Raw genomic sequence first — 19703 nt, forward strand, 5'->3', positions numbered from 1 at the left:
AACAGATGGAAGGAGGAGACTGCTTGTGAAGAGTTCCAAAAGAAATCAGCATCGCAGTTCAAAAAAGCCGCTCTATTATGTAGATGATCCCAATAAGACTGAACTTAGCATGTTGAAAAGCAGTCCCAAAATACAAGAAGTGAAAGAATCTGCCGCCGTAGAAGCGGTGGATACTGTGGACCGGACGCTGCAGGTCAGCGGGGTGGAAATCCTGGAGGCGCCGGAGGCGGTCCGGCAGACTTTGCTTGAACCAGAGGCTATTCAGGAAACGGTAGTGGAAGAGGACCAGGAGCAGCATGAGGATGTTGAATCTCTGGTAGAGCCGGCTGTCATTGTAACTGTGGAAAAAGAGCGCCTGCAGCCCGTCTATACCGATGATCTGTCCGATGCGGCAGTCACCGGTGCCAAGATTGCTCCGCGCACGATTGACGGGTCCAAGCTGAAGTTCGGCATCATTGGTACGCCATGGCTGCAGGACTATGCCGTGCAGAACATCAACATCGCGGACAAGGCGATTACTTCCTCTAAGATTGCTCCGGAATCCATTGCCGGCGAGCATCTGGCGGAAGGCAGTATCAGCGGAGGGAAGCTGCTGGATCATTCCATTGGCGGAGAAAAGCTGAAGAATGGCAGCATCGGTCCGGAGAAGCTGGCGGACCGGATTATTGGCGGAGGGCAGATTGCCGACGGAGCCATCAGCAGCCGGCATCTCAGTGAGTTCATCATCACGGCGGAGCTGCTGGATGACGGTGCGGTTACCGGCGAGAAAATTCTCAGCAGCAGTATTGTCAGCCGCCACATCGGCAACGGCAGCATTGACCGCTCGAAATTGGCAGATGAATCGATATCCGGTGATAAAATTGCCGATGGAGAGATCAGCGGCGTCAAGCTGGGCGACGCGGTGATTGAAGGCCGCCACGTAGGTGAGGGCGTCATTACATCGAAGCATCTGGCTCCTGGCGCAATTGGACGGGAGCAGCTGGCTACCCGGCTGATCGGGAAGGAGCAGCTTCAGGCGGGCATCATTGACGGCGGGCATCTCGCGGACGCAGCAGTCGGATCACGGCAGATCAAGGAGAAGGCTGTCCGCAGCCAGCACTTAAGCCCGGAGAGCGTAAATGCGGAGCATATCGCTGACGGGGAAATTGGCAGCCGGCATCTGGCGGACCGCAGTATTTCATTCGTGAAGCTGGCAGAGGGTGCAGTGGGTACAACACAGCTGATTGAGCAGGCGGTGACTTCCTCCAAGATCGCGGACCAGAGCATCCTGCCGCATAAGCTGGCTGATGAAGCGGTAACTACACGCCATATCGCCAAATCCGCAGTACGCGGACCGCAAATTGCCCTGCAGGCCATCACCTCGGCCCATCTGCAGCGCGAAGCCGTAGACAATTCCCACCTGGCTATAGAATCTGTCGGATCTGCGCAGCTCCAGCAGCATGCCGTTCTTGCCGGGCATTTGGCTCCCGGGGCCGTTACGGAAGAGCAGCTGGCGTATGACTCTGTTACGGGAGAACATCTTAGTCCCCAGAGTGTCAGCTCAACCAAGCTGGCGGACGGGAGTGTCATTTCCGCCAAGCTGGCCACCGGTGCGGTTGGCGGAAATGCCCTCGCCAGGGAAGCGGTAAGTGGAGAACATATCGCAGTCTGTGCCGTTGAAGAGAAGCACCTGGCCGATGGCAGCATCAGCAGCCGCGTGCTGCAGGAGGAAGCGGTTGACGCTGAACATCTGGCTCCGGGAGCTGTAGAGCGCAGGCATCTCGGGGAAAATAGTGTAACTTCATCCGCCCTGCAGTCCGGTTCGGTATCGGGAGATAAGCTGGCTTCCGGAGCAGTGAAGGAGGCGCACCTCGCTGCCAGTATTGTACAGCCGCATCATTTGGCCGACCATGCTGTAACTTCATTGAAATTATCGCCGGAGAGTGTCTCAACAGACAAACTTGGCGATTTATCGGTTACCTCGATCAAGCTGGCTGACGGCAGTGTGAGTGCTTCAAAGCTGGCAGCTTTAGCCGTGCAGAGCGAACATTTAGCAGCAGGTGCCGTTGGACCGGATTCCATCAGCGATACATCGGTGCAGGGCAGACATCTCGCGCCGGGAAGTGTGGGCGGAGCGCATATCCGTCCGATGTCGATCGGTAACGGACATATCATTCCTAGCTCTGTATCCTCTATCCAGATTCAGGATGGCAGCATCGGTGCCGCCAAGCTGGCGGAGGGTGCTGTAGCCTCCCGCCATCTCGCAGCCGGAATTGTAGCTGGCAGCCACTTGGCTGAATCCTCGGTAGAAGGACAGCATATAGCTGGCGGCAGCATCAGCCTGGCTCATCTGGCGGCAGAAGTCCGCAGCGGGGAGCTTCTGCCGGACGGCAGCATCAGCGGGGAGAAGCTGGCCCCGGGGGCTGTGGAATCTGTCCATCTGGCCCCGGACAGTGTGCAGACTATCCATTTGACGCCGGAAGCCGTAGAAGGGCAGCACATCCGTGCAGGCGAGATCACGCTGGCGCATCTGGCGAAAGAAGCGCGCAGTGCAGATCTCCTGCCGGATGGCAGCATCGTAGGCAGCAAGCTGGGAGCAGGCGCTGTAGGCGCTTTTCATCTGGCGGCAGGCAGCGTCTACAGCGGCCATCTGGCTGCGGGTGCCGTAGACAGCCGTCATATCCGGCCCGGCAGCATCCAGCTGGCACATCTGTCCCAGGATACACTGACCTCAGATCTGCTGCCGGATGGCAGCATTAGCAGCGAGAAGCTGGCCGCAGGTGCGGTAAGCTCGCTGAATCTGCAGCAGGAGAGCATCTATGGCGAGCATCTGGTTGACGGTATACTGCAGGAACGGCATTTGCATTCCGGCCTGATCAAGCTTGAGCATCTGGCAGATGAAACCCGGAGTGCGGAGCTGCTGCCGGACGGCAGTATTGGCGGAAGCAAGCTGGCGGCAGGTGCGGTGGGCTCCTTCCATCTGGCTGCGGGCAGCATCTATGGCGGTCATCTGGCTCCAGATGCAGTGGACAGCCGCCATATCCGCACCGGCAGCATCCAGCTCGCACATCTGGCCTCCGAGACGCTGAGCGCCGAGCTGCTGCCGGATGGCAGTATTGACGAAAGCAAGCTGGCCACAGGAGCTGTACATTCACAGCATCTGCAGCTGGAGAGCATCCACGGCGAGCATCTTGCGGATGAATCGCTTGAGGAGCGGCATTTAAGTTCGGGTATCATTAAGCTGGAGCATCTGGCAGACGAAGTGCGAAGTGCTGAGCTGTTGCCTGACGGCAGTATTGGAAGCAGCAAGCTGGCGGCAGAGGCAGTGGGGCCTCAACATCTGAAGCCGCAGAGCGTCCACGGAGAGCATGTCGCGGAAGGGTCGCTGGGGGGGCAGCATTTGACCTCCGGCAGCATCCAGCTGGAACATCTGGCGCAGGAAGTCCGCAGCTCTGAGCTGCTGCCGGACGGCAGTATCAGAGGAAGCAAGCTGGCGGCAGGCGCAGTGGGCTCTGTTCATCTGGCTTCCGGCAGCGTCTATGGCGGTCACCTGGCACCGGAAGCAGTGGACAGCTGCCATCTGCGCGCGGGCAGCATCAAGCGTGAGCATCTGGCTGAAGATACGCTGAGCTCAGAGCTGCTGGCAGACGGCAGCATCACCGGAAGCAAGCTGGCGGAAGGTGCAGTGGGTGCTCAGCATCTGCAGGAGCAGAGCATCCAAGGAGAGCATCTGGCAGACGGCGCATTGGAAGAGCGTCATTTGAGCAGCGGTATTGTGACGAAGCTGGAGCTTCTCGCAGCGGAAACGCGCAATGCAGGGCAGATAGCAGACGGCAGCATCACCGGAAGCAAGCTGGCGGAAGGTGCAGTGGGTGCTCAGCATCTGCAGGAGCAGAGCATCCAGAGCGGACATCTGACAGACGGTGCGCTGGAAGAGCGTCATTTGGGCAGCGGCCTTGTGAAGAAGCTGGACCATCTCGCAGCGGAAACGCGCAATGCAGGGCAGATAGCAGACGGCAGCATCACCGGCAGCAAGCTGGCGGCAGGCGCAGTAAGTGCCCAGCATCTGCAGGAGCAGAGCATCCGGAGCGGACATCTGACAGACGGCGCACTGGAAGAGCGTCATTTGGGCAGCGGCCTTATGAAGAAGCTGGACCATCTCGCAGCGGAGACACGCAATGCAGGGCAGATAGCAGACGGCAGCATCACCGGCAGCAAGCTGGCGGCAGGCGCAGTAGGTTCCTATCATCTGGCTCCGGGCAGCGTATTCGGGGGCCATCTGGCCCCGGGCGCGGTAGACGGCCGCCATATCCGCTCCGGCAGCATCAGTCTGGACCATCTGGCCGAGGATACGCTGACCTCCGAGTTGCTGGCAGACGGCAGCATCACCGGCAGCAAGCTGGCGGAAGGTGCAGTAGGTGCCCAGCATCTGCAAGGGCAGAGCATCCAAGGCACGCATCTGGCAGATGGCGCACTGGAAGAGCGTCATTTGAGCAGCGGCATTGTGAAAAAGCTTGAGCAGCTCACAGAGGAAACGCGCGGTGCAGGGCAGCTGACGGACGGCAGCATTACCGGCGAGAAGCTTGCTCTTGGCAGCATCGGAACCAAACATCTGACCGAAGGTTCGGTAGGGAGTGCAGAGCTTCAGGACGAAGCAGTGGATGCTTCCAAAATCACTTCATTTGCCATTCAATCCCGCCATCTGGAAGAAGACAGCGTGCAGAGCTATCATATTGCTCAAGGTGCAGTGACCGGAGACCATCTGGCGCCCGGAACGGTTAATCCCGAGCATCTGTCGTTCAGTCCTGTACAGAGTGCCGGGAACCGGGAGGTTCTGCAGCAGTTCGGCATGACAGCCTTCATGTTTAATGGAGACGCGCAGAGTGTTGAGGTAACTGTATCTTTTGATGAGAGCTTCGGCCATACCGGCTATGTGCTGGTCGCCATGACCAACCAGCCATATTTCCATGCTTCGCTGAAGAACAGATCGGGCGGGGACGCGACGATTGAAGTAGTGCGCCTGCGCGAAACTCCCCACTTCTATGGAGTGCTGTCCTGGATCGCCCTCGGTTCGCCTCTGGTGAAGCCGGCTGCAGATCATCGGGTGTTTGATTAGAGCAGGAAGATGAACCACAAAGAGCGCAGCCGCCGGCTGCGCTCTTTATGTTGATAAGTACAGCGAAATCCGGGTTCACCGGGACTGCGGCAGCGGAAGGGCATTTGTCCAAATTTCTGCTCGGAGGGAGACACTTGCCGTTACCCGGGACAGCGGATTACATAGACTGTGATGTAACCCTCAGCCCGGAGACCATGCCCTGCAAGGAAGGTGGATGAGCTTGAAGCACATACGTACATCTGCCCGCCGCACGGGGCGGCGGGCTTTGCAACCCAAACGGCGGATTTCCCGGCCGGCGCGCCCTGCCGTGCCGCTCCCTGCGGCCAACCACCCCGCTCCCTATGTGTCGGTGATCATTCCGGCTATGAATGAAGCCGGAACGATTGGCAGGGTGATTGCCAGAGCCAGGGAAGTCCATCCCCGCTGTGAGGTTATTGTTGTGGTTAACGGTTCTGCCGACAATACGGCAAAGATTGCATTGTCACTGGGAGCACATGTCATTCACTTCGAGCAGCCGCTCGGTCATGATGTGGGCCGCAGTGTTGGAGCAGAGGCGGCCAAGGGAGAGGTCCTGCTCTTTATTGACGGGGATTTTGTGCTTAACGCTTCACAGCTGCGTCCCTTTGTGGCCGCGGTCAGTCATGGAACAGATGTGGCTCTGAATGATTACTCCGGTCCGGTCCGTCAGGAATTCCCGCATCCGGTGGTGCTCTCCAAGCATGTGCTCAACATTATGCTTGGCCGTCCGGATCTGAAGGGCTGTTCGCTGACGGCGGTGCCTCATGCACTCAGCCGCAGAGCTCTTGCCTCTCTGGGGAGCGGCCTGTTATCACGGCCGCCTCTGGCACACGCGCAGGCGGTGCTTGAGGGCCTGCAGGTGAAGGCCGTGCATAAGGTGCCGGTCGGCAGGCTGAATGCCGTACGGCCCAAGCAGGCGGGAACAGATCCCTTGCGTGAGGTTATTCTCACGGATCATCTGGATGCGGCAGGTCTGGTCCTTCAGCGCAGAGGCGAAAGAGCAGGCTTCATTGACGGCAACCGGCGAAGGGGGATGGTGAGATGACAGCAGCACCGGAGCCTTCACCCGGACACCGGCAGGAGGTTCACGTATCTTCCCGTGCAAAAGCATCGGGCAGGAGCAGGGCCTCTGCCCGGCGTACCCGGCCGGGCAGCGCCGCCTCCCGGAGCAAGGCGGCCAAACCAGCCGCTGCTGCGCCCCGCCGGAGCAGCGCCGCCAAAGCTGCAGCTGTCCGGCGGCAGGCGGCAGGCAAAGCGGGTTCCCGCCGCACGGCAGCGGGGGCTTCTGCCGCCGGCAATGCTGCCGGCAGCGGAGCAGGACGGCAGCTGCCGGCTCTGCACGGTTCATTGTCCGTGGTTATCTCGGCCAGGAATGAGGAGCAGACCTTGTTGAAGTTGCTTGATCAGGTAACCCGGCTCAAGCCGCTGGAGATTATTGTCGTGCTTAACGGCTGCAGCGACCGCAGCTTCCAGCGTACCCGGCTATGCCCACAGGCGACAATTGTGCATATTCCGGAATCTGCCGGACATGATGTGGGACGGTCGCTTGGCGCCAAGCTCAGCCGGGGGGATATTCTGCTGTTCCTGGACGGGGATATGGTGATTCCCGCCCGGCAAATGTCTCTTTTTGCGGAGGCGGTGGATGGCGGTGTTGATGTAGCCTTGAATGATCTTGATCATCTGCTGCCCCCCTTTGCCCTCAGTGATGCGGTCACCCGCTGCAAAATGTATCTGAATGCCCTACTGGGGCGGAGTGATCTGGGCGTCAGCTCGATGACAGCTGTTCCCCATGCCTTGTCAAGGAAGGCGCTGGAGCGGATCGGCTACCGTGAGCTTATGGTGCCTCCGAAAGCGCATGCGCTCTCGATTATTCGGCAGCTGCGGGTGGAGAAGGCAGGCACGGTGAATGTGATCAAGCATAACCGGCTGCGCCAGAGCAACACAGGGGCCGGAAATGCGATGGAACAGCTGATCGCCGGTGATCATGCCGAGGCGCTGGCCCAGGTTCTTGGAGAGCAGCAGGCAAGCGGACGGCTGTCCGAGAGCCATCTGCAGGAGCAGCGCCGGCAGATGGCGGCGTGGAGGAATGCCCTATGACACTGACCAGCATTATTATTCCAACGTATAACAGGCTCGGCCTGCTGCGTTCCTGTGTTGAATCAATCAGGGCGTATACGGATTCACCCTATGAAATTATTGTGGTCGACAATGCTTCAAGTGACGAAACGGATGCTTACTGCCGCGCGAATAAGCTGACCTTTGTTTCCCTTCCGGAGAACCGCGGTTTTCCGCTGGCCTGCAATCTGGGGCTGCAGCTGGCTGCGGGAGATGAGCTTTTGCTGCTGAACAATGATGTTATTGTGTCGCAGGGCTGGCTGGCGAATCTGAAGAGCGCTTTGTACAGCGCCCCGGATATCGGAATGGTGGGTCCGGTGACCAATTATGCCAGCGGACGGCAGCAGGTGGAGACGGGGTATACGGATATTCCGGGTTATCATGCTGAAGCCCGTTTGGCGAATGCTCCGGATGCGGCGAAACGGCTGGAGGCCAGAAGGCTTGTAGGGCTGTGCTTATTATTCAAAAGAGAGCTCATGGATACCATCGGCCTGCTGGATGAACGCTTTTCACCGGGCCATTACGAGGATGATGATTACTGCTACCGCGCCAGACTGAAGGGGTACCGGCTGCTGATCGCGGGAGATTGTCTGGTGCATCATGAAGGCAGCGCCAGCTTCAGGGAAGTCTACTCTTCCTCACTTCAGGAGCTGGTGGAGCGTAACCGAAGATTATTTATGGAGAAATGGCATGTAGATCCCGCACAATTCATCTGAGGGGCCAGGCCAAAGGCTAAAGACATAGATAAAGAGGAGGAAAGTAAGTGAAAGGAGTCATACTGGCGGGCGGAACAGGAACAAGGCTTTACCCGTTGACCCGGCTTATGAACAAACATTTGCTTCCGGTCGGCAAATATCCTATGGTGTGTTACGGCATTGACCGGCTGCGCCGGGGGGGTATAACCGATATTCTCCTGGTCATCAGCAAACAGTCCGCAGGACAGTACACCGACTTTCTGGGCAGCGGCGCGGAATTCGGCGTATCCCTGACTTACAAAATCCAGGAAGCTGCAGGAGGCATCGCGGAAGCGCTCGAGCTGGCAGAAGGATTTATTTTGCCGGGGGAACGGTTTGTTGTGCTGCTTGGTGACAATCTTTTTATGGATGATCTGAAGCCTTATGTGGAGAGTTATCTGAAGCAGCCGCAGGGAACGGCGAAGGTGTTATTGAAACCGGTCGATGATGCGCGGAGATACGGGGTACCGGTGTTTGACAGCGGGGATTCTTCCCTGATTGCTTATATTGAAGAGAAGCCGGAGCATCCGAAGACTAAATTCTGTGTTACAGGTATTTATATGTACGACGAAGCGGTATTCGATATTATCCGCCGCGTATCCCCTTCCAAGAGAGGGGAGCTGGAAATTACCGACGTGAACAATATTTATGCCGCAGAGCGCAAGCTTAGTTATAATGTGCTCAAGGGCTGGTGGAGTGACGCGGGAACGTTCCAGTCCTTGCGCGAAGCCGGAGAAAAGCTGAGAGATACGCTGCCCTGAGGGGCAGCTTTTTTAATAGATAAGTATTTATATGTGTTGGGTTCCCCGCAAAATACCTGTATCATCATCGAAGCTAATGGCGGGCCGGGCGATTCTCCACCAGAGCAGGTCTTCGGTCTCCCGGTACAGCTCTGCATCCAGATGCTGCAGCACGCAGTGCGAGGCAGTATTATCCTTCTCGGTATCCGCGATGACCCAGCGTGCATCCGGGTGTTTGAATATCCAGGCCGTGATTTGCCGCAACGCTTCTGTAGCGTAGCCATGCCCCCAGTACTTCTCATCAATGACATAACCAAGAATGACCTCGCCTTGCTCATTCGGCCCGCCCTTGAGGATCAGGAAGCCGATAATCCGCTGCTCCTCCAGATGAATAATGGCCCAGTTGGTCAGCCACGGATAGTTCTGCTCATCCCGGAGAACCTTGGCGTGCCTCACCCGCATGGCATAGCGCATCTCTTCGTCATCCAGCAGGGTTGGGGCTGCGGTTACGTTCAAGCCCAGCGACTGCTCCAGCTCCGCGTAATTGTCCAAGGCCAGTTCCAGCTCGGCTGCAGTCAGGGGCCGCAGATTCAGACGGTTGTCTGTAAGTTTCATAGATTACCTCCACTTCCACTCCGGATACATAGATCCGGACAACTATAATATAGCTCCGATTTCAGCCAAGCATAGTCTGCTGTTGAGCTGCTTGTCAATATCCTCCAGCCGGTAACCTTCCCGTAAGCCCTGGCATTATCCGCTCTAGTTCCTCTCCATGCCTCACGAGTTCCGCGCCACTGCCCCTCGAATCCTCCACCATGCTCCTCGAATCCCCCTCCATGCCCCTCGAGTTCCCCACCAGTCCCCTCGATTTCCCCGCCACTGCCCCTCGAGTCCCCCCGCCACTGCCCCTCGATTTCCCCGCCAGTCCCCTCGAATCCTCCGCCACTGCCCCTTCAGTCCTTCTCGCCGGAAGCAGTTGGATTTTCTCCACTTAATAATCCCGTTTTGTCTTTTGTATCCACACTAAGTGGAAAAAAGGCATTTAATTCTTCACTAATGCACTTTTTTGCCCAGCCAATATGAAAATAGTTGTTCTTTTTCCACTTGTTGCTCTGATTCCCGGTCATTCGAATAAATTAAGTGACGTTTTTCCACTTAGCAGCCGCAGCACTTGCAGCCGCAGCGCTTAGCTGTCTTATGACACGCGGACCTCCATAACTTGCGGTGCTTCTCCGGCACCGTCACGGCTGATGCCGCATATGCTGTAGCAGGGCGTTTGAGCAAAGGAGACATGAAGGTGCAGAGTAAAATTACAAAAGTCCTGCAGCACATGGCCCATACGCACGAACAGATGGCTCGGATTCTCGACGCCGAACGCCACGTAGCCGTCCGTATGTCGCAAATAGTTCACGATCTGCCGGATGCGGACCCTGATTTCGGCGGATTCAGTGGGCTGGTAGAAAGCTCAGGTCAGGTTAACAAGAACATTATTGCTTACTTGAATGCACTTGCCGATCTTGAAGAAGCGATGGCAGAGGGAGTAGGCAGAGTGATCAAGGAACTAAACGGTCAGGAAGAAGAGTAACGCGTAACCTGCGCAAGGAGGCGGAAGATGAGCAGAGAAAAGGCTTATCTGCAAATGCTGGAGTCGACCGCTGTAATCCAGTGGAACATCGCGATGATTCTCGAAGCCAAAGCGGTGGAAGCGGAAAAAGTGAAGCAGTGGACCCATCATCATATCCACGCTAGAGCATTCGACTCCCATGAAGACCAGCTGAAGGAGTCACTCTCCATCCACGAAGTGATCGTAGAGATGGTGGAGGGGCTGACGAAGCTGGAGAACGGGCTGTACAGTAATCTGAAAGCAGTACTGGGCAGCGGTGAAGATGAGGGCGGCGGTGATTTCGGCGGAGACGGCGGGGATGGATTCAGCTTCGGAGACGATAGCAAATGAGCGGCGGGCTTCTCTCCGAACATGCCGTTAAGCTGGAGATGATCCGCTCGATCGCCCGCAGTCAAGCCGCGCTCGCAGCCATCCTCGAGAGCATTGCCGAAGTTACGGGGCAATCGGAGCTGACAGCCCGCAAGCTGAGCGACAATATCAGGATTCTGAGCGGGTACCAGAGTTCAATGTGCCGGATGATATCCGGCATTTCACTGCATGAGCCCAAACAGGGAATTCCTGCTGCGCCATGGCTGAGCAAGGATTGCTCAGAGGGTACTGCTGCAAGAAGTAGATGAAGTACAGGAGGAGTAGACAGATGAAGAGAAAGAGACTTGGCAAGCTGCGCTCAGGCAGCAAGGGCCGCAGACGCACACTGCTGTTGTCACGGAAGACCAGGGTGCGCAGAGGCCTTGGACGCAAAACGCGCAGAGGACTGATCCGCAAGACGGGCAAGAGAGCGCCGCTGCTGCGCAAGAAAAGAAGACTCCGCCGCCGGCTTGTCCGCAGGGTGCATGTGGTTCAGCCGCCGGTACAGGTTGTTCCGGCAGTCGAAGCGCCGCCGGTAGCGCAGGTAGTCCCGCTCCCCCCGGATCTGGGCGTCCCTCCGGAGCTGCCGCCGGGAGACGCCTTTCAGCAGGGCTACACCGAAGCATACAACGTGGGGTTCGACGCAGGTTTCGCCAAGGGCTTCGAGGACGGGCATAAGCTGGAGCTGGGCTGAGAGAGCAGCAGCTGTGGCTTAGAAGATGAGAGGCTATAGAGGTTGGCAAGTTCTCCTGCCGCCTCTATAGCCTATGGACGATACTGGAAATGGCGGCCTATCGGAATTTCCGCCCGGATATGGTAGACTTCTTAACAGAACTTTACCGGGTTCGAATGCCAGGTAGGAAAGCGGGGACTATACATGATTGGGAATGAGATACGAAGAGCACAGAGCAATGAAATCGGAGAGATTATGGATCTGATTGCCAAATGTGTACAAGTTATGCAGGCAGGCGGAAGCGATCAATGGGATGAGAGCTATCCGAACCGTGAGATCATTGCAGCGGATATTGATACAGGCACATTATTTGTCTGTCTGGACAACGAAGCCATTGCCGGTATTATTGTGCTGGATGAGAATCAGGCGGAGCAATATGGGGCAATTGAATGGTTACAGCAGCAGGGGCCGCATCTGATCATGCACCGGCTCGCGGTTCATCCGGAGTTCCAAGGTAAAGGGATCGCCCGGCAGCTGATTGCTTTCGCTGAAGAGCACGCCCGTCACAGCGGGTATAGCAGTATTCGGATGGATACTTATGCGAAGAATGAACGGGTACTCAAAATTTATCCCTCGCTTGGCTATGTGCAGAGAGGCGAGATTCATTTTCCCGGCCGGGTAGCGGCTTTTCCTGTATTTGAGAAGGTGCTGACGGAGATTTCCGGATAGTTTATGTAATGTTATATTACATATTTGAAGATAATAATAGTGGATAATTCATTTTATTCTGCTGTGAATAGTTCTGTGTTAATATTTATAACTTATGTTGACAGGAAAGTTGTCTTTACTTTATGATGGGATTATTCAGAAGCAATTGAATAGTCCTTTTCGTATATCCTTAATAATTGGTTTAAGGGTCTCTACCGGGAACCGTAAATTTCTGGCTACGAAAATATGCTGAGGCATATTTTTGTGGCCTTTTTGTGTTAGTCATCAGCTGGACATCAACAAGGACAAGGGGGAATGGGTTATGGCGAACATCCTGATCAAGCATGCGGAGATTATTACAATGAACAAGCAAGAGGAGATTATATACGGGGATATCCGCATCAAGGATAATCTGATTGTGGAGATCGGCAGCGGCCTGGAGGCGCAGGGGGAAGAGACAGTAATTGATGCCAAGAACCGCACGGTAATTCCCGGCTTTGTGCAAACCCATATTCATCTGTGCCAGACACTGTTCCGCGGCAAAGGTGATGATCTGGAGCTGATGGACTGGCTGCGCAAGCGGATCTGGCCGCTGGAGGCGGCGCATGATGAGGAGTCGCTGTATTATTCCGCTATGCTCGGCATTGGGGAGTTAATTACAAGCGGCACAACGACCATAGTGGATATGGAGACGGTGAATCATACAGACTTTGCCTTCCAGGCAATCGCCAAAAGCGGCATTCGCGCCCTGTCCGGCAAGGTGATGATGGATCAGAAGAATGCGGATGCACCGGCAGCGCTGCAGGAGGATACGGCAGCTTCCCTTCAGGAGAGCGTGGATCTGCTGGAGAAGTGGAATGGTTACGGCAACGGGCGGATTCAATATGCGTTTTCCCCGCGTTTTGTCATTTCCTGCACGGAGCCGCTGCTGAAAGAGGTGCGTAATCTCTCGGAGCACTACGGGGTCAAGGTGCACACCCATGCTTCCGAGAATCTGGGGGAGATCGAGATTGTGCAGGCGATGACCGGTATGCGTAACGTGGTGTATCTGGATCATCTGGGGCTGGCGAATGAGCGCCTGATTCTGGCCCACTGCGTCTGGCTCGATGAGGAAGAGAAGCGGATTCTGCGGGACCGCGGAGTTCATGTCAGCCACTGCCCGGGCTCCAACCTGAAGCTGGCCTCCGGCATCGCCGACACTCCTGGAATGCTGCATGATCATATCCATCTTAGCCTTGGCGCGGACGGTGCTCCATGCAACAATAACCTGGATATGTTCAATGAAATGCGTCTGGCGGCGGTGATCCAGAAGCCGCAGCATGGGCCGACCACGATGGACGCCAGAAGTGTGTTCCGGATGGCAACGATCGGGGGTGCGAAGGCGGTGGGCATGGAGGATCAAATCGGCAGCATCGAGGTTGGCAAAAAAGCCGATCTGGCGATCCTCAACCTGTACAATTTCCATACCTTCCCTTCCTATGATATAGATCCGATCTCGCGGATTGTCTATTCCGCCACCCGTGCAGATGTGGAAACGACGATTGTGGACGGACAAATTCTGATGCATAAAGGCCTGCTGAAGACCGTCGATAAGGAAACCGTGCTCCATGAAGCTAACCGTTCCATCAAAAGACTGCTGGTGAACACTCCGCTGGGGTAATGTCTCTATTTCTGAAGCACGCTCAGGATCATCACACATATCGCTCTTAAGAGCTAACTAACCGGTGTTCCGGGAACAGAGCGGCAGGAAGTCGCAATATTCACCGCAATTGGAATCGGTGCGAACAGTGGGCAGCCTCTCGTTCAAGCTATATACTATGCAGGGGACTCAGGTCCTCTGTTTTTTTGTTTTTTTGAGTTAATTACACGCTGTACTGGCGGAAATGTTGTGCTTTTTGCAACTTGAATCGCAAGATACCATGGTGTTCGTGAGGCTTGTTGTACAAATTACAACAATTGTCCCGCTAACCCGCTTGGATGAGGAGAAATGCTGCTTTTTGTACAACAATTTCGAAATGGAACCGAAATAACCAGGGAAATGTTGTATTCTGTGCAGGATTTTTAAATTAAAAAATTTACGCAACAACGTCGGCTGCCCGGGAAGTCCGCTTTTAACACTGAGGAGCAGGCTGGATGAAGGAATGAGTTGATTTTTATTAGAAAAAGTGAACCGTCCCTCCATTCTTGAGGTCAAATATAGTGAGGTGAACCCATTGGAACTGGATGGATTGGAGCAGGCGGAGGCTATCAGTGAAGAGCAGCTGCGGCAGATAATGAAGCTTTATGGGGAAGATGTGTGGAATTATATTTATTTCTTGACCAAAAACAGTGATCAGGCGGATGAGCTCACGCAGGAGGTGTTCATCAAATGCTATTACCGGATCGGTACCTACCGGGGGATTTCATCGCTCAAAACCTGGCTGTTCACGATTGCCCGCAATACGGTATTCTCCTACCGCAAATCGCGGTTTTTCCGCTCCGGGCTGTGGGGCGGGATGCAGCCGTTACCCGCTACGGCTCAGGAGCGGCAGGATGCTGCGGGGCAGGCGGCTGTTGCCCGTTCGGCGGAGATGGAATATCTCGGTAACCGGCAGGTGGATGAGATCTGGAGCATGATAATGAAGCTGCCGGATAAGCTGCGTGAGGTGCTGGTGCTTGATCTTAAAGCAGAGCTGTCGGTCCGGGAAATCGCTGGGCTGATCGGGATATCCCCCGGCACCGTCAAATCGAGGCTGCACCGCGCACGTCATAAAATCCAGGACAAACTAAGGAGGATGGAGTAATGGATAAGCGTGAGCAGGAGCCGCAGTGGTATGAACTGGCCCGTAAAGGCCCGTTTCCGGAAATGAAATTTACGGAAGAAGCTGCTGGCGAGGTGGCCCGGCAGATTGGAATGGACGGTTCCTCACTAAACCAGGTGTTGCCATCCGGCCGATGGCGCAGGGCAATCCGCCTGCGGATACTCTCCGCCGCCGTCATCCTCCTGTTGTTCGGAGCCGGGGCAGTGTATTGGGGAAGTGGCTGGTCCGGTCAGCCCGGGGGTTTTAATCCGTTACAGGTAAGCAGCGCCGGAATAATCGATCCTCCGGTTGCGGGCCAGGCTGATCTTACGGATGAAGGGCTTAAGGCGACTGCCGAACAGGTAATGCTTGAGCAACTGGGGGATAAGCTACCCTTTGCCAGTCTGGAGCGGCTTAAAGAACCGGAAGAAGGCATCGCTACTGTCGATTTTAAGGAGGGGGATTACTACGCTACCGTCTGGATCAACACGGAGACAGGCGAAGTGTTCCGGACGAACATGTTCACCTTCTTCACTCCCGAGGAAATTGACTCCAAGTTCATTGATGAAGCGATGGATCAGCTGCGGAATGCCGGTTATAAAGGGAAATTCACGGTCACCGGCCTTAAGCATTTCGTCCACTACGGAACAAACGATGATGAGCTAGGCGTACAGACCGATGACTTACTTATGGGGAATGAAGGGCAGATTGATTACGAGAACGGCGTCTACCGCAGCTCGACCTTCAGCATGGGCGAGAATGAGGTGACTGCGGAAGTGAAGCAGACGGGTCTTAAGGCAATTAAGCTGTTTAGAGAACAGGGGACGGAGCGTCTATACTCCATCAGCCGCACCGTGGCCACGAAAGGGGATATACTCGTTTTGAAGTATGGAGAGAGTGAACGTATGGCCACTACGGTACTTATGGATTACTCTACACAAGATATTATTCAAGTAGAAGACATGGCGCTTTACGATGGAAATTCATTCACCTCCGCCGATCCAAGCACAAATCTGCTGAATATGGATAAGGCCAAGCTTCAGCTTGCGGCTGCTGCCATCGCCGATGAAATGTTCGGCATCCGGCTGGAGGATTATAGATTTGTTAAAGAGATGTCGGGCATAGGTACGATTGCCTTCAAAAGCCGGGACGGAGCAACTGTAATTACCGGTTCGTATAATATGGACGGAGTCTTTTACATGATGCAGCAGACTGACGCTTTCGAATAATCTTTTAATATGAGCCCTGAATAGAATTCCTGTGTTTCAGATGAATTAGTAGTGCTTTAGCCAAGACGCACGCCCGCCAGGGCGGCGTCTTTTTACATTTAATAGAACCTCCAGTTTTGATAACTATTTCAAGTATTGCTATACTAGAGAAATCTGAACTTTTACAGAAAAATGCAATAGAGTTTACACGGATTTTCAATATAGAGAGTAAGAGGGGAACGTATTATTATGAACGACAAGAAACTTGCGCCGGTGCAGGCTCATTTCTATATCGTTATCGGACTGGTCTGGCTGAAGCTGCTGCTGCTGAGAGGTTTGTTTTTTGACCGGATTGCGTGGGAATGGATTGCTGCGGATATTGCCCCGGTGCTGCTGATGATGGGGGTGCTGGCTCTTATTACACCTGTGCGGATGAGGAAGGCCGTTTTCTGGAGCTTCAACGGCCTGTTGTCGCTGCTGTTCTTCGCGGCCAGTGTGTACTTCAACCATTTCGGCTCGGTGCCGACTTATCTGGCGCTCTATGAGCTGAATCAGGTGTTCCAGGTGAAAGAAAGCGTAGAATCTACGATTGAGCTGATTGATTACCTGTTTTTTGCCGATCTGATTATTATGATCATTTATTTGCTGTTCCGCAGATGGAAGAATGGTCCCGTACAGCAGCACCGTGGAAGTCAGTCTTCACGCAGAGCCCGGAGAGTCTATCTGGTCGCCCTGCTAGTTGCTATTATCGGCGGCGGTTCGTTGTCGGCCTATTCCATTGATTCGGCACGCGGAATTACGAATGAGCTGGTTCAGGCGGAAAGCGCCGGATTTCTGAACTATGAGGTGGTTGCCGCGATCAAAGCCCAGGAGGATAACGGCCTCATCGGCACTGGGGATATTAATGAAACAATTGCCAAGGTGGAGGCGCTGGAGGCTGGTTATCCATACAAGGATATCGCAGGGGGACTGCCGGAATATTTTGGATCGCAAAAGGGCAAAAATGTAATTGTAATCCAAATGGAGGCATTTCAGAATTTCCCGCTGCATCAGTCGCTGGATGGCCAGGAGCTGACACCGGTGCTGAACGGCTTGGCCGGAGAGGGCTTTTATTTCCCGCATGTTTTCCAGCAGGTCGGTCCGGGCAACACCTCGGATGCGGAGTTCATGAGCAATACTTCGGTTTATCCGATTGCAACGCTTGCGATGTCAACGGGCTTCGGGGACCGGGAACTGCCGGGCCTGCCGCGTCTGCTGCGGGATAAGGGGTATGAATCTTACACCTTCCATGTGAACAAGGTAGGCTTCTGGAACCGCAATGAGCTCTACCCGGCGCTTGGCTTCAATGGCTACTATGATAAAGGGTATTTTAAAAATGATCACTTCAACGCCTTTGGGGCTTCGGATGAGCAGCTCTATGCTACGGCGGTGGAGAAGTTGGCGGCATTGCAGAAGAAGGGGACGCCTTTTTATGCCCAGCTTGTAACGGCATCCAGCCATCATCCTTTCCAGATTCCGGACAGCTTCAAGAAGATTAAGGTTCCGGATGATCTGCAGGGCACAATGCTGGGCGATTACCTGACGGCAGTGAATTATACGGATTATGCGGTCGGCACTTTGATTGACGGGTTGAAGCAGCAGGGCATGTGGGATGATACTGTGCTGGTGCTGTACGGCGACCATTTCGGCCTGCAGCCGAAGGATGTCCCGGCGGAGCAGGTGGAGGAAGCGCTTGGAACCCCGTATGATGACCGGATCAGCCGCTTTAATATTCCGTTAATTATTCATGCACCCGGCATGGAGCAGGGACAGGTGGTGGAGCGGACCGGCGGACAGCTGGATGTGCTTCCTACGGTGGCCAACCTGCTGGGGGTATCGCTGAAGGATGAAGGCTTTACCGCTTTTGGGCATGATCTGCTGAACATTGACAGCAATGTGGTAGGGATGCGTTATTATTTGCCGACAGGCTCCTTTTTTAATGATGAGGTGATGTTCGTGCCCGGGAAAAGCTTCGCGGACGGAGAGGCAATCTCGCTGGATACGTATGAGCCGGTGGAGGATTTCAGTAAATATCAGACCGATTATGACTATATCCTGAAGCTGATGGGCTTGTCCGATGAATATGTGAAGCTGCTTCCGCAGCGCTAGGAGGAGAGACAGGGATTTGAAAAAGCTGAATAAAGCAGAGACTCTTGTGGCCCTTGCGGGCTGCGTTCTGATCCTCTATCTTCTGTTCCTGAAACCCTTCACCGGCGTTGCCGACAACGGGGATTTCAAACGCATGATGGAGACGGTCGGACTGAATTATTATGACAGCACAGAAAGCTACGCGGACCGCTTTTTCGGCTATAGCCATAGCCGATTTTCCTACGAAAATCTGTTCAAGGGCTTCTATCCTTCTTCGCAAATTCTCGTTGTGCTGGTGCCAAGATTGCTTGCCGGGCTAGTACATGGCAGCTATTTCGATATCCGGCTGGTTGCCTGTGTCTACGCGCTGCTGTTGCTGTCTGCGACATGGCTGATCGTGAAGCTGGGGGCCAAAGGCTCCTATATTACGGGACTGCTGATGGGTGCGGGGCTGCTGTTTGTCTTCTATGATATCGGTTATCTGGCCTATTTCAATTCACTGTTCGGTGAGCCGGTATCGATGGTGTTCATGCTGCTCACCTTCGCGCTCGGACTCCGGCTGGCCGGATCCGAGCGGCCGGCGGCGGGCGGGCTGAAGCTGTTCTTCGTGGCCGTGCTGTTTCTGATCTGCTCCAAAATCCAGAATGCACCTGTCGGCCTGGCGTTTGCGCTGATCTTCCTGCGTTTGCGGACGCTGAATGGAACAGGCAACTGGCGTAAGCTGGCGCTGCGGTTTGCGGTGGCAACGGCGCTCGTGTCCGTGGCTTTGTACGTGGCCGCACCGAAGGAACTGAAGCATATCAATCTCTATCAGACCGTATTCTTCGGAATCCTGAACGAATCTCCGGATGTGCGCGGTGATCTGCGTGAGCTGGGTCTGCCGGAGCGGCTGGAAGTGCTGGCGGGTACGAATTATTTCCAGGCCGGCACGGCCATTAAGCAGGATGATCCTTCGCTTACAGCGGATTTCTATAATCTTGTATCTCATACAGACGTACTCTTCTTCTATCTGGGACATCCTTCGCGACTGGTAGAGAATATGAAATATGCAGCGAAGAACAGCATGTCCATCCGTCCCTATTATCTTGGAAGCTATGAGAAAAGCATGAATAAGCCCAAGGGGGCTATCGACTATACCTATAGTACATGGAGCCAGTTCAAGAAGAATTATCTGCCGCATACACTCGGGTTTCTGGCTCTATTCTACCTGGTGTATTATGCGATTGTAATGACTCACTATTTCCGCAGCAGGGGGCAGCAGGCGCGGATTGCCGGTGAACTGATGATGCTGCTGGGACTGATCGGGTTATTCTCATTCCTTGTTCCGGTGCTGGGTGACGGCCGGGCGGATATCGGCAAGCATCTGTTCCTGTTCAATGTCTGTTTCGATATGATGGCGGTAGCGATGTTTGGCTGGGCTGTGCATAAACTCGTTATGCTTTTGAAACCTGTTTTCGCGGCAAACCGCTAATTGACCCTTTACGGATTATAGAATACAATGTGTTTGGAACTTTAGTAAAAGAGTGGAAAATG

Annotated in this window: 16 protein-coding genes and 1 riboswitch; of the genes, 15 read left to right on the plus strand and 1 reads right to left on the minus strand. The window is 54.8% G+C overall.

Going from position 1 to position 19703, the window contains the following annotated elements; translation table 11 throughout:
- Positions 1 to 25 precede the first annotated feature (25 nt).
- The 5 genes from NSQ73_RS04105 to NSQ73_RS04125 all read left to right on the plus strand — a co-directional run bounded on the left by NSQ73_RS04105 (position 26) and on the right by NSQ73_RS04125 (position 8723).
- Positions 26 to 5095 carry a WIAG-tail domain gene (locus NSQ73_RS04105; protein ID WP_340985460.1) on the plus strand — a complete coding sequence of 1690 codons (5070 nt, stop codon included), beginning with the start codon at positions 26 to 28 and terminating at the stop codon, positions 5093 to 5095.
- A 214-nt stretch (positions 5096 to 5309) separates the two neighbouring features.
- Positions 5310 to 6158 carry a glycosyltransferase family 2 protein gene (locus NSQ73_RS04110; protein WP_340985461.1) on the plus strand — a complete coding sequence of 283 codons (849 nt, stop codon included), beginning with the start codon at positions 5310 to 5312 and terminating at the stop codon, positions 6156 to 6158.
- Positions 6155 to 7210 (plus strand): glycosyltransferase family 2 protein, encoded by a 1056-nt coding sequence (locus NSQ73_RS04115; protein ID WP_340985462.1) that lies wholly within the window; start codon positions 6155 to 6157, stop codon positions 7208 to 7210. The genes NSQ73_RS04110 and NSQ73_RS04115 overlap by 4 nt, the downstream gene beginning before the upstream one ends.
- Positions 7207 to 7944, plus strand: coding sequence for a glycosyltransferase family 2 protein (locus tag NSQ73_RS04120; RefSeq protein WP_340985463.1), 738 nt, complete (start codon positions 7207 to 7209; stop codon positions 7942 to 7944). The genes NSQ73_RS04115 and NSQ73_RS04120 overlap by 4 nt, the downstream gene beginning before the upstream one ends.
- 47 nt (positions 7945 to 7991) lie before the next feature.
- Entirely contained in the window at positions 7992 to 8723 is a 732-nt protein-coding gene (locus NSQ73_RS04125; protein WP_340985464.1) for a sugar phosphate nucleotidyltransferase, read from the plus strand.
- Between the two features lie 27 nt (positions 8724 to 8750).
- On the opposite strand, the gene NSQ73_RS04130 is transcribed toward NSQ73_RS04125, so the two are convergent.
- Entirely contained in the window at positions 8751 to 9317 is a 567-nt protein-coding gene (locus tag NSQ73_RS04130; protein WP_340985465.1) for a GNAT family N-acetyltransferase, read from the minus strand.
- A gap of 676 nt (positions 9318 to 9993) precedes the next feature.
- On the opposite strand from NSQ73_RS04130, the gene NSQ73_RS04135 reads away from it, so the two are divergent.
- From NSQ73_RS04135 to wsfD, 10 genes are all read left to right on the plus strand, one after another.
- Positions 9994 to 10287, plus strand: a complete 294-nt coding sequence (locus NSQ73_RS04135; RefSeq protein WP_081751236.1) for a nucleoside-diphosphate sugar epimerase — start codon at positions 9994 to 9996, stop codon at positions 10285 to 10287.
- 27 nt (positions 10288 to 10314) lie between these two features.
- Positions 10315 to 10656, plus strand: coding sequence for a hypothetical protein (locus NSQ73_RS04140; RefSeq protein WP_039306867.1), 342 nt, complete (start codon positions 10315 to 10317; stop codon positions 10654 to 10656).
- Positions 10653 to 10943: a hypothetical protein gene (locus NSQ73_RS04145; protein WP_171718325.1), complete on the plus strand. Its 291-nt coding sequence runs from the start codon at positions 10653 to 10655 to the stop codon at positions 10941 to 10943. Before NSQ73_RS04140 ends, NSQ73_RS04145 begins: the two co-directional genes overlap by 4 nt.
- Before the next feature lie 20 nt (positions 10944 to 10963).
- A complete protein-coding gene (locus NSQ73_RS04150; RefSeq protein WP_216626658.1) occupies positions 10964 to 11368 on the plus strand; it encodes a hypothetical protein in 405 nt (134 codons plus the stop codon).
- A 183-nt stretch (positions 11369 to 11551) separates the two neighbouring features.
- On the plus strand, positions 11552 to 12076 hold the full coding sequence (locus NSQ73_RS04155; protein ID WP_039306861.1) for a GNAT family N-acetyltransferase: 525 nt from the start codon (positions 11552 to 11554) through the stop codon (positions 12074 to 12076).
- Positions 12077 to 12215: 139 nt separating this feature from the next.
- Positions 12216 to 12314, plus strand: a riboswitch (purine riboswitch).
- A 63-nt stretch (positions 12315 to 12377) separates the two neighbouring features.
- Entirely contained in the window at positions 12378 to 13715 is a 1338-nt protein-coding gene (locus tag NSQ73_RS04160; protein ID WP_340985466.1) for a 5'-deoxyadenosine deaminase, read from the plus strand.
- Positions 13716 to 14259: 544 nt separating this feature from the next.
- Complete coding sequence (locus NSQ73_RS04165; RefSeq protein WP_340985467.1) at positions 14260 to 14838, plus strand: RNA polymerase sigma factor; 579 nt, start codon at positions 14260 to 14262, stop codon at positions 14836 to 14838.
- A complete protein-coding gene (locus NSQ73_RS04170) occupies positions 14838 to 16064 on the plus strand; it encodes a hypothetical protein (RefSeq protein ID WP_340985468.1) in 1227 nt (408 codons plus the stop codon). The genes NSQ73_RS04165 and NSQ73_RS04170 overlap by 1 nt, the downstream gene beginning before the upstream one ends.
- A gap of 228 nt (positions 16065 to 16292) precedes the next feature.
- A complete protein-coding gene (locus NSQ73_RS04175; RefSeq protein ID WP_340985469.1) occupies positions 16293 to 18191 on the plus strand; it encodes an LTA synthase family protein in 1899 nt (632 codons plus the stop codon).
- 16 nt (positions 18192 to 18207) lie between these two features.
- On the plus strand, positions 18208 to 19641 hold the full coding sequence (gene wsfD, locus NSQ73_RS04180; protein ID WP_340985470.1) for a glycan biosynthesis hexose transferase WsfD: 1434 nt from the start codon (positions 18208 to 18210) through the stop codon (positions 19639 to 19641).
- Positions 19642 to 19703 lie beyond the last annotated feature (62 nt).

Source organism: Paenibacillus sp. FSL R10-2736 (assembly GCF_038000245.1).
Lineage (GTDB): Bacteria > Bacillota > Bacilli > Paenibacillales > Paenibacillaceae > Paenibacillus_AQ > Paenibacillus_AQ phytohabitans.

Excerpts from the sequence above, each read along its gene's own strand:
- NSQ73_RS04110 (WP_340985461.1), top strand. The coding sequence starts at position 5,310 with ATGAGCTTGAAGCACATACGTACATCTGCCCGCCGCACGGGGCGGCGG.
- NSQ73_RS04115 (WP_340985462.1), top strand. The coding sequence starts at position 6,155 with ATGACAGCAGCACCGGAGCCTTCACCCGGACACCGGCAGGAGGTTCAC.
- NSQ73_RS04120 (WP_340985463.1), top strand. The coding sequence starts at position 7,207 with ATGACACTGACCAGCATTATTATTCCAACGTATAACAGGCTCGGCCTG.
- NSQ73_RS04130 (WP_340985465.1), bottom strand. The coding sequence starts at position 9,317 with ATGAAACTTACAGACAACCGTCTGAATCTGCGGCCCCTGACTGCAGCC.
- NSQ73_RS04135 (WP_081751236.1), top strand. The coding sequence starts at position 9,994 with ATGAAGGTGCAGAGTAAAATTACAAAAGTCCTGCAGCACATGGCCCAT.
- NSQ73_RS04140 (WP_039306867.1), top strand. The coding sequence starts at position 10,315 with ATGAGCAGAGAAAAGGCTTATCTGCAAATGCTGGAGTCGACCGCTGTA.
- NSQ73_RS04145 (WP_171718325.1), top strand. The coding sequence starts at position 10,653 with ATGAGCGGCGGGCTTCTCTCCGAACATGCCGTTAAGCTGGAGATGATC.
- NSQ73_RS04150 (WP_216626658.1), top strand. The coding sequence starts at position 10,964 with ATGAAGAGAAAGAGACTTGGCAAGCTGCGCTCAGGCAGCAAGGGCCGC.
- NSQ73_RS04155 (WP_039306861.1), top strand. The coding sequence starts at position 11,552 with ATGATTGGGAATGAGATACGAAGAGCACAGAGCAATGAAATCGGAGAG.
- NSQ73_RS04160 (WP_340985466.1), top strand. The coding sequence starts at position 12,378 with ATGGCGAACATCCTGATCAAGCATGCGGAGATTATTACAATGAACAAG.
- NSQ73_RS04170 (WP_340985468.1), top strand. The coding sequence starts at position 14,838 with ATGGATAAGCGTGAGCAGGAGCCGCAGTGGTATGAACTGGCCCGTAAA.
- NSQ73_RS04175 (WP_340985469.1), top strand. The coding sequence starts at position 16,293 with ATGAACGACAAGAAACTTGCGCCGGTGCAGGCTCATTTCTATATCGTT.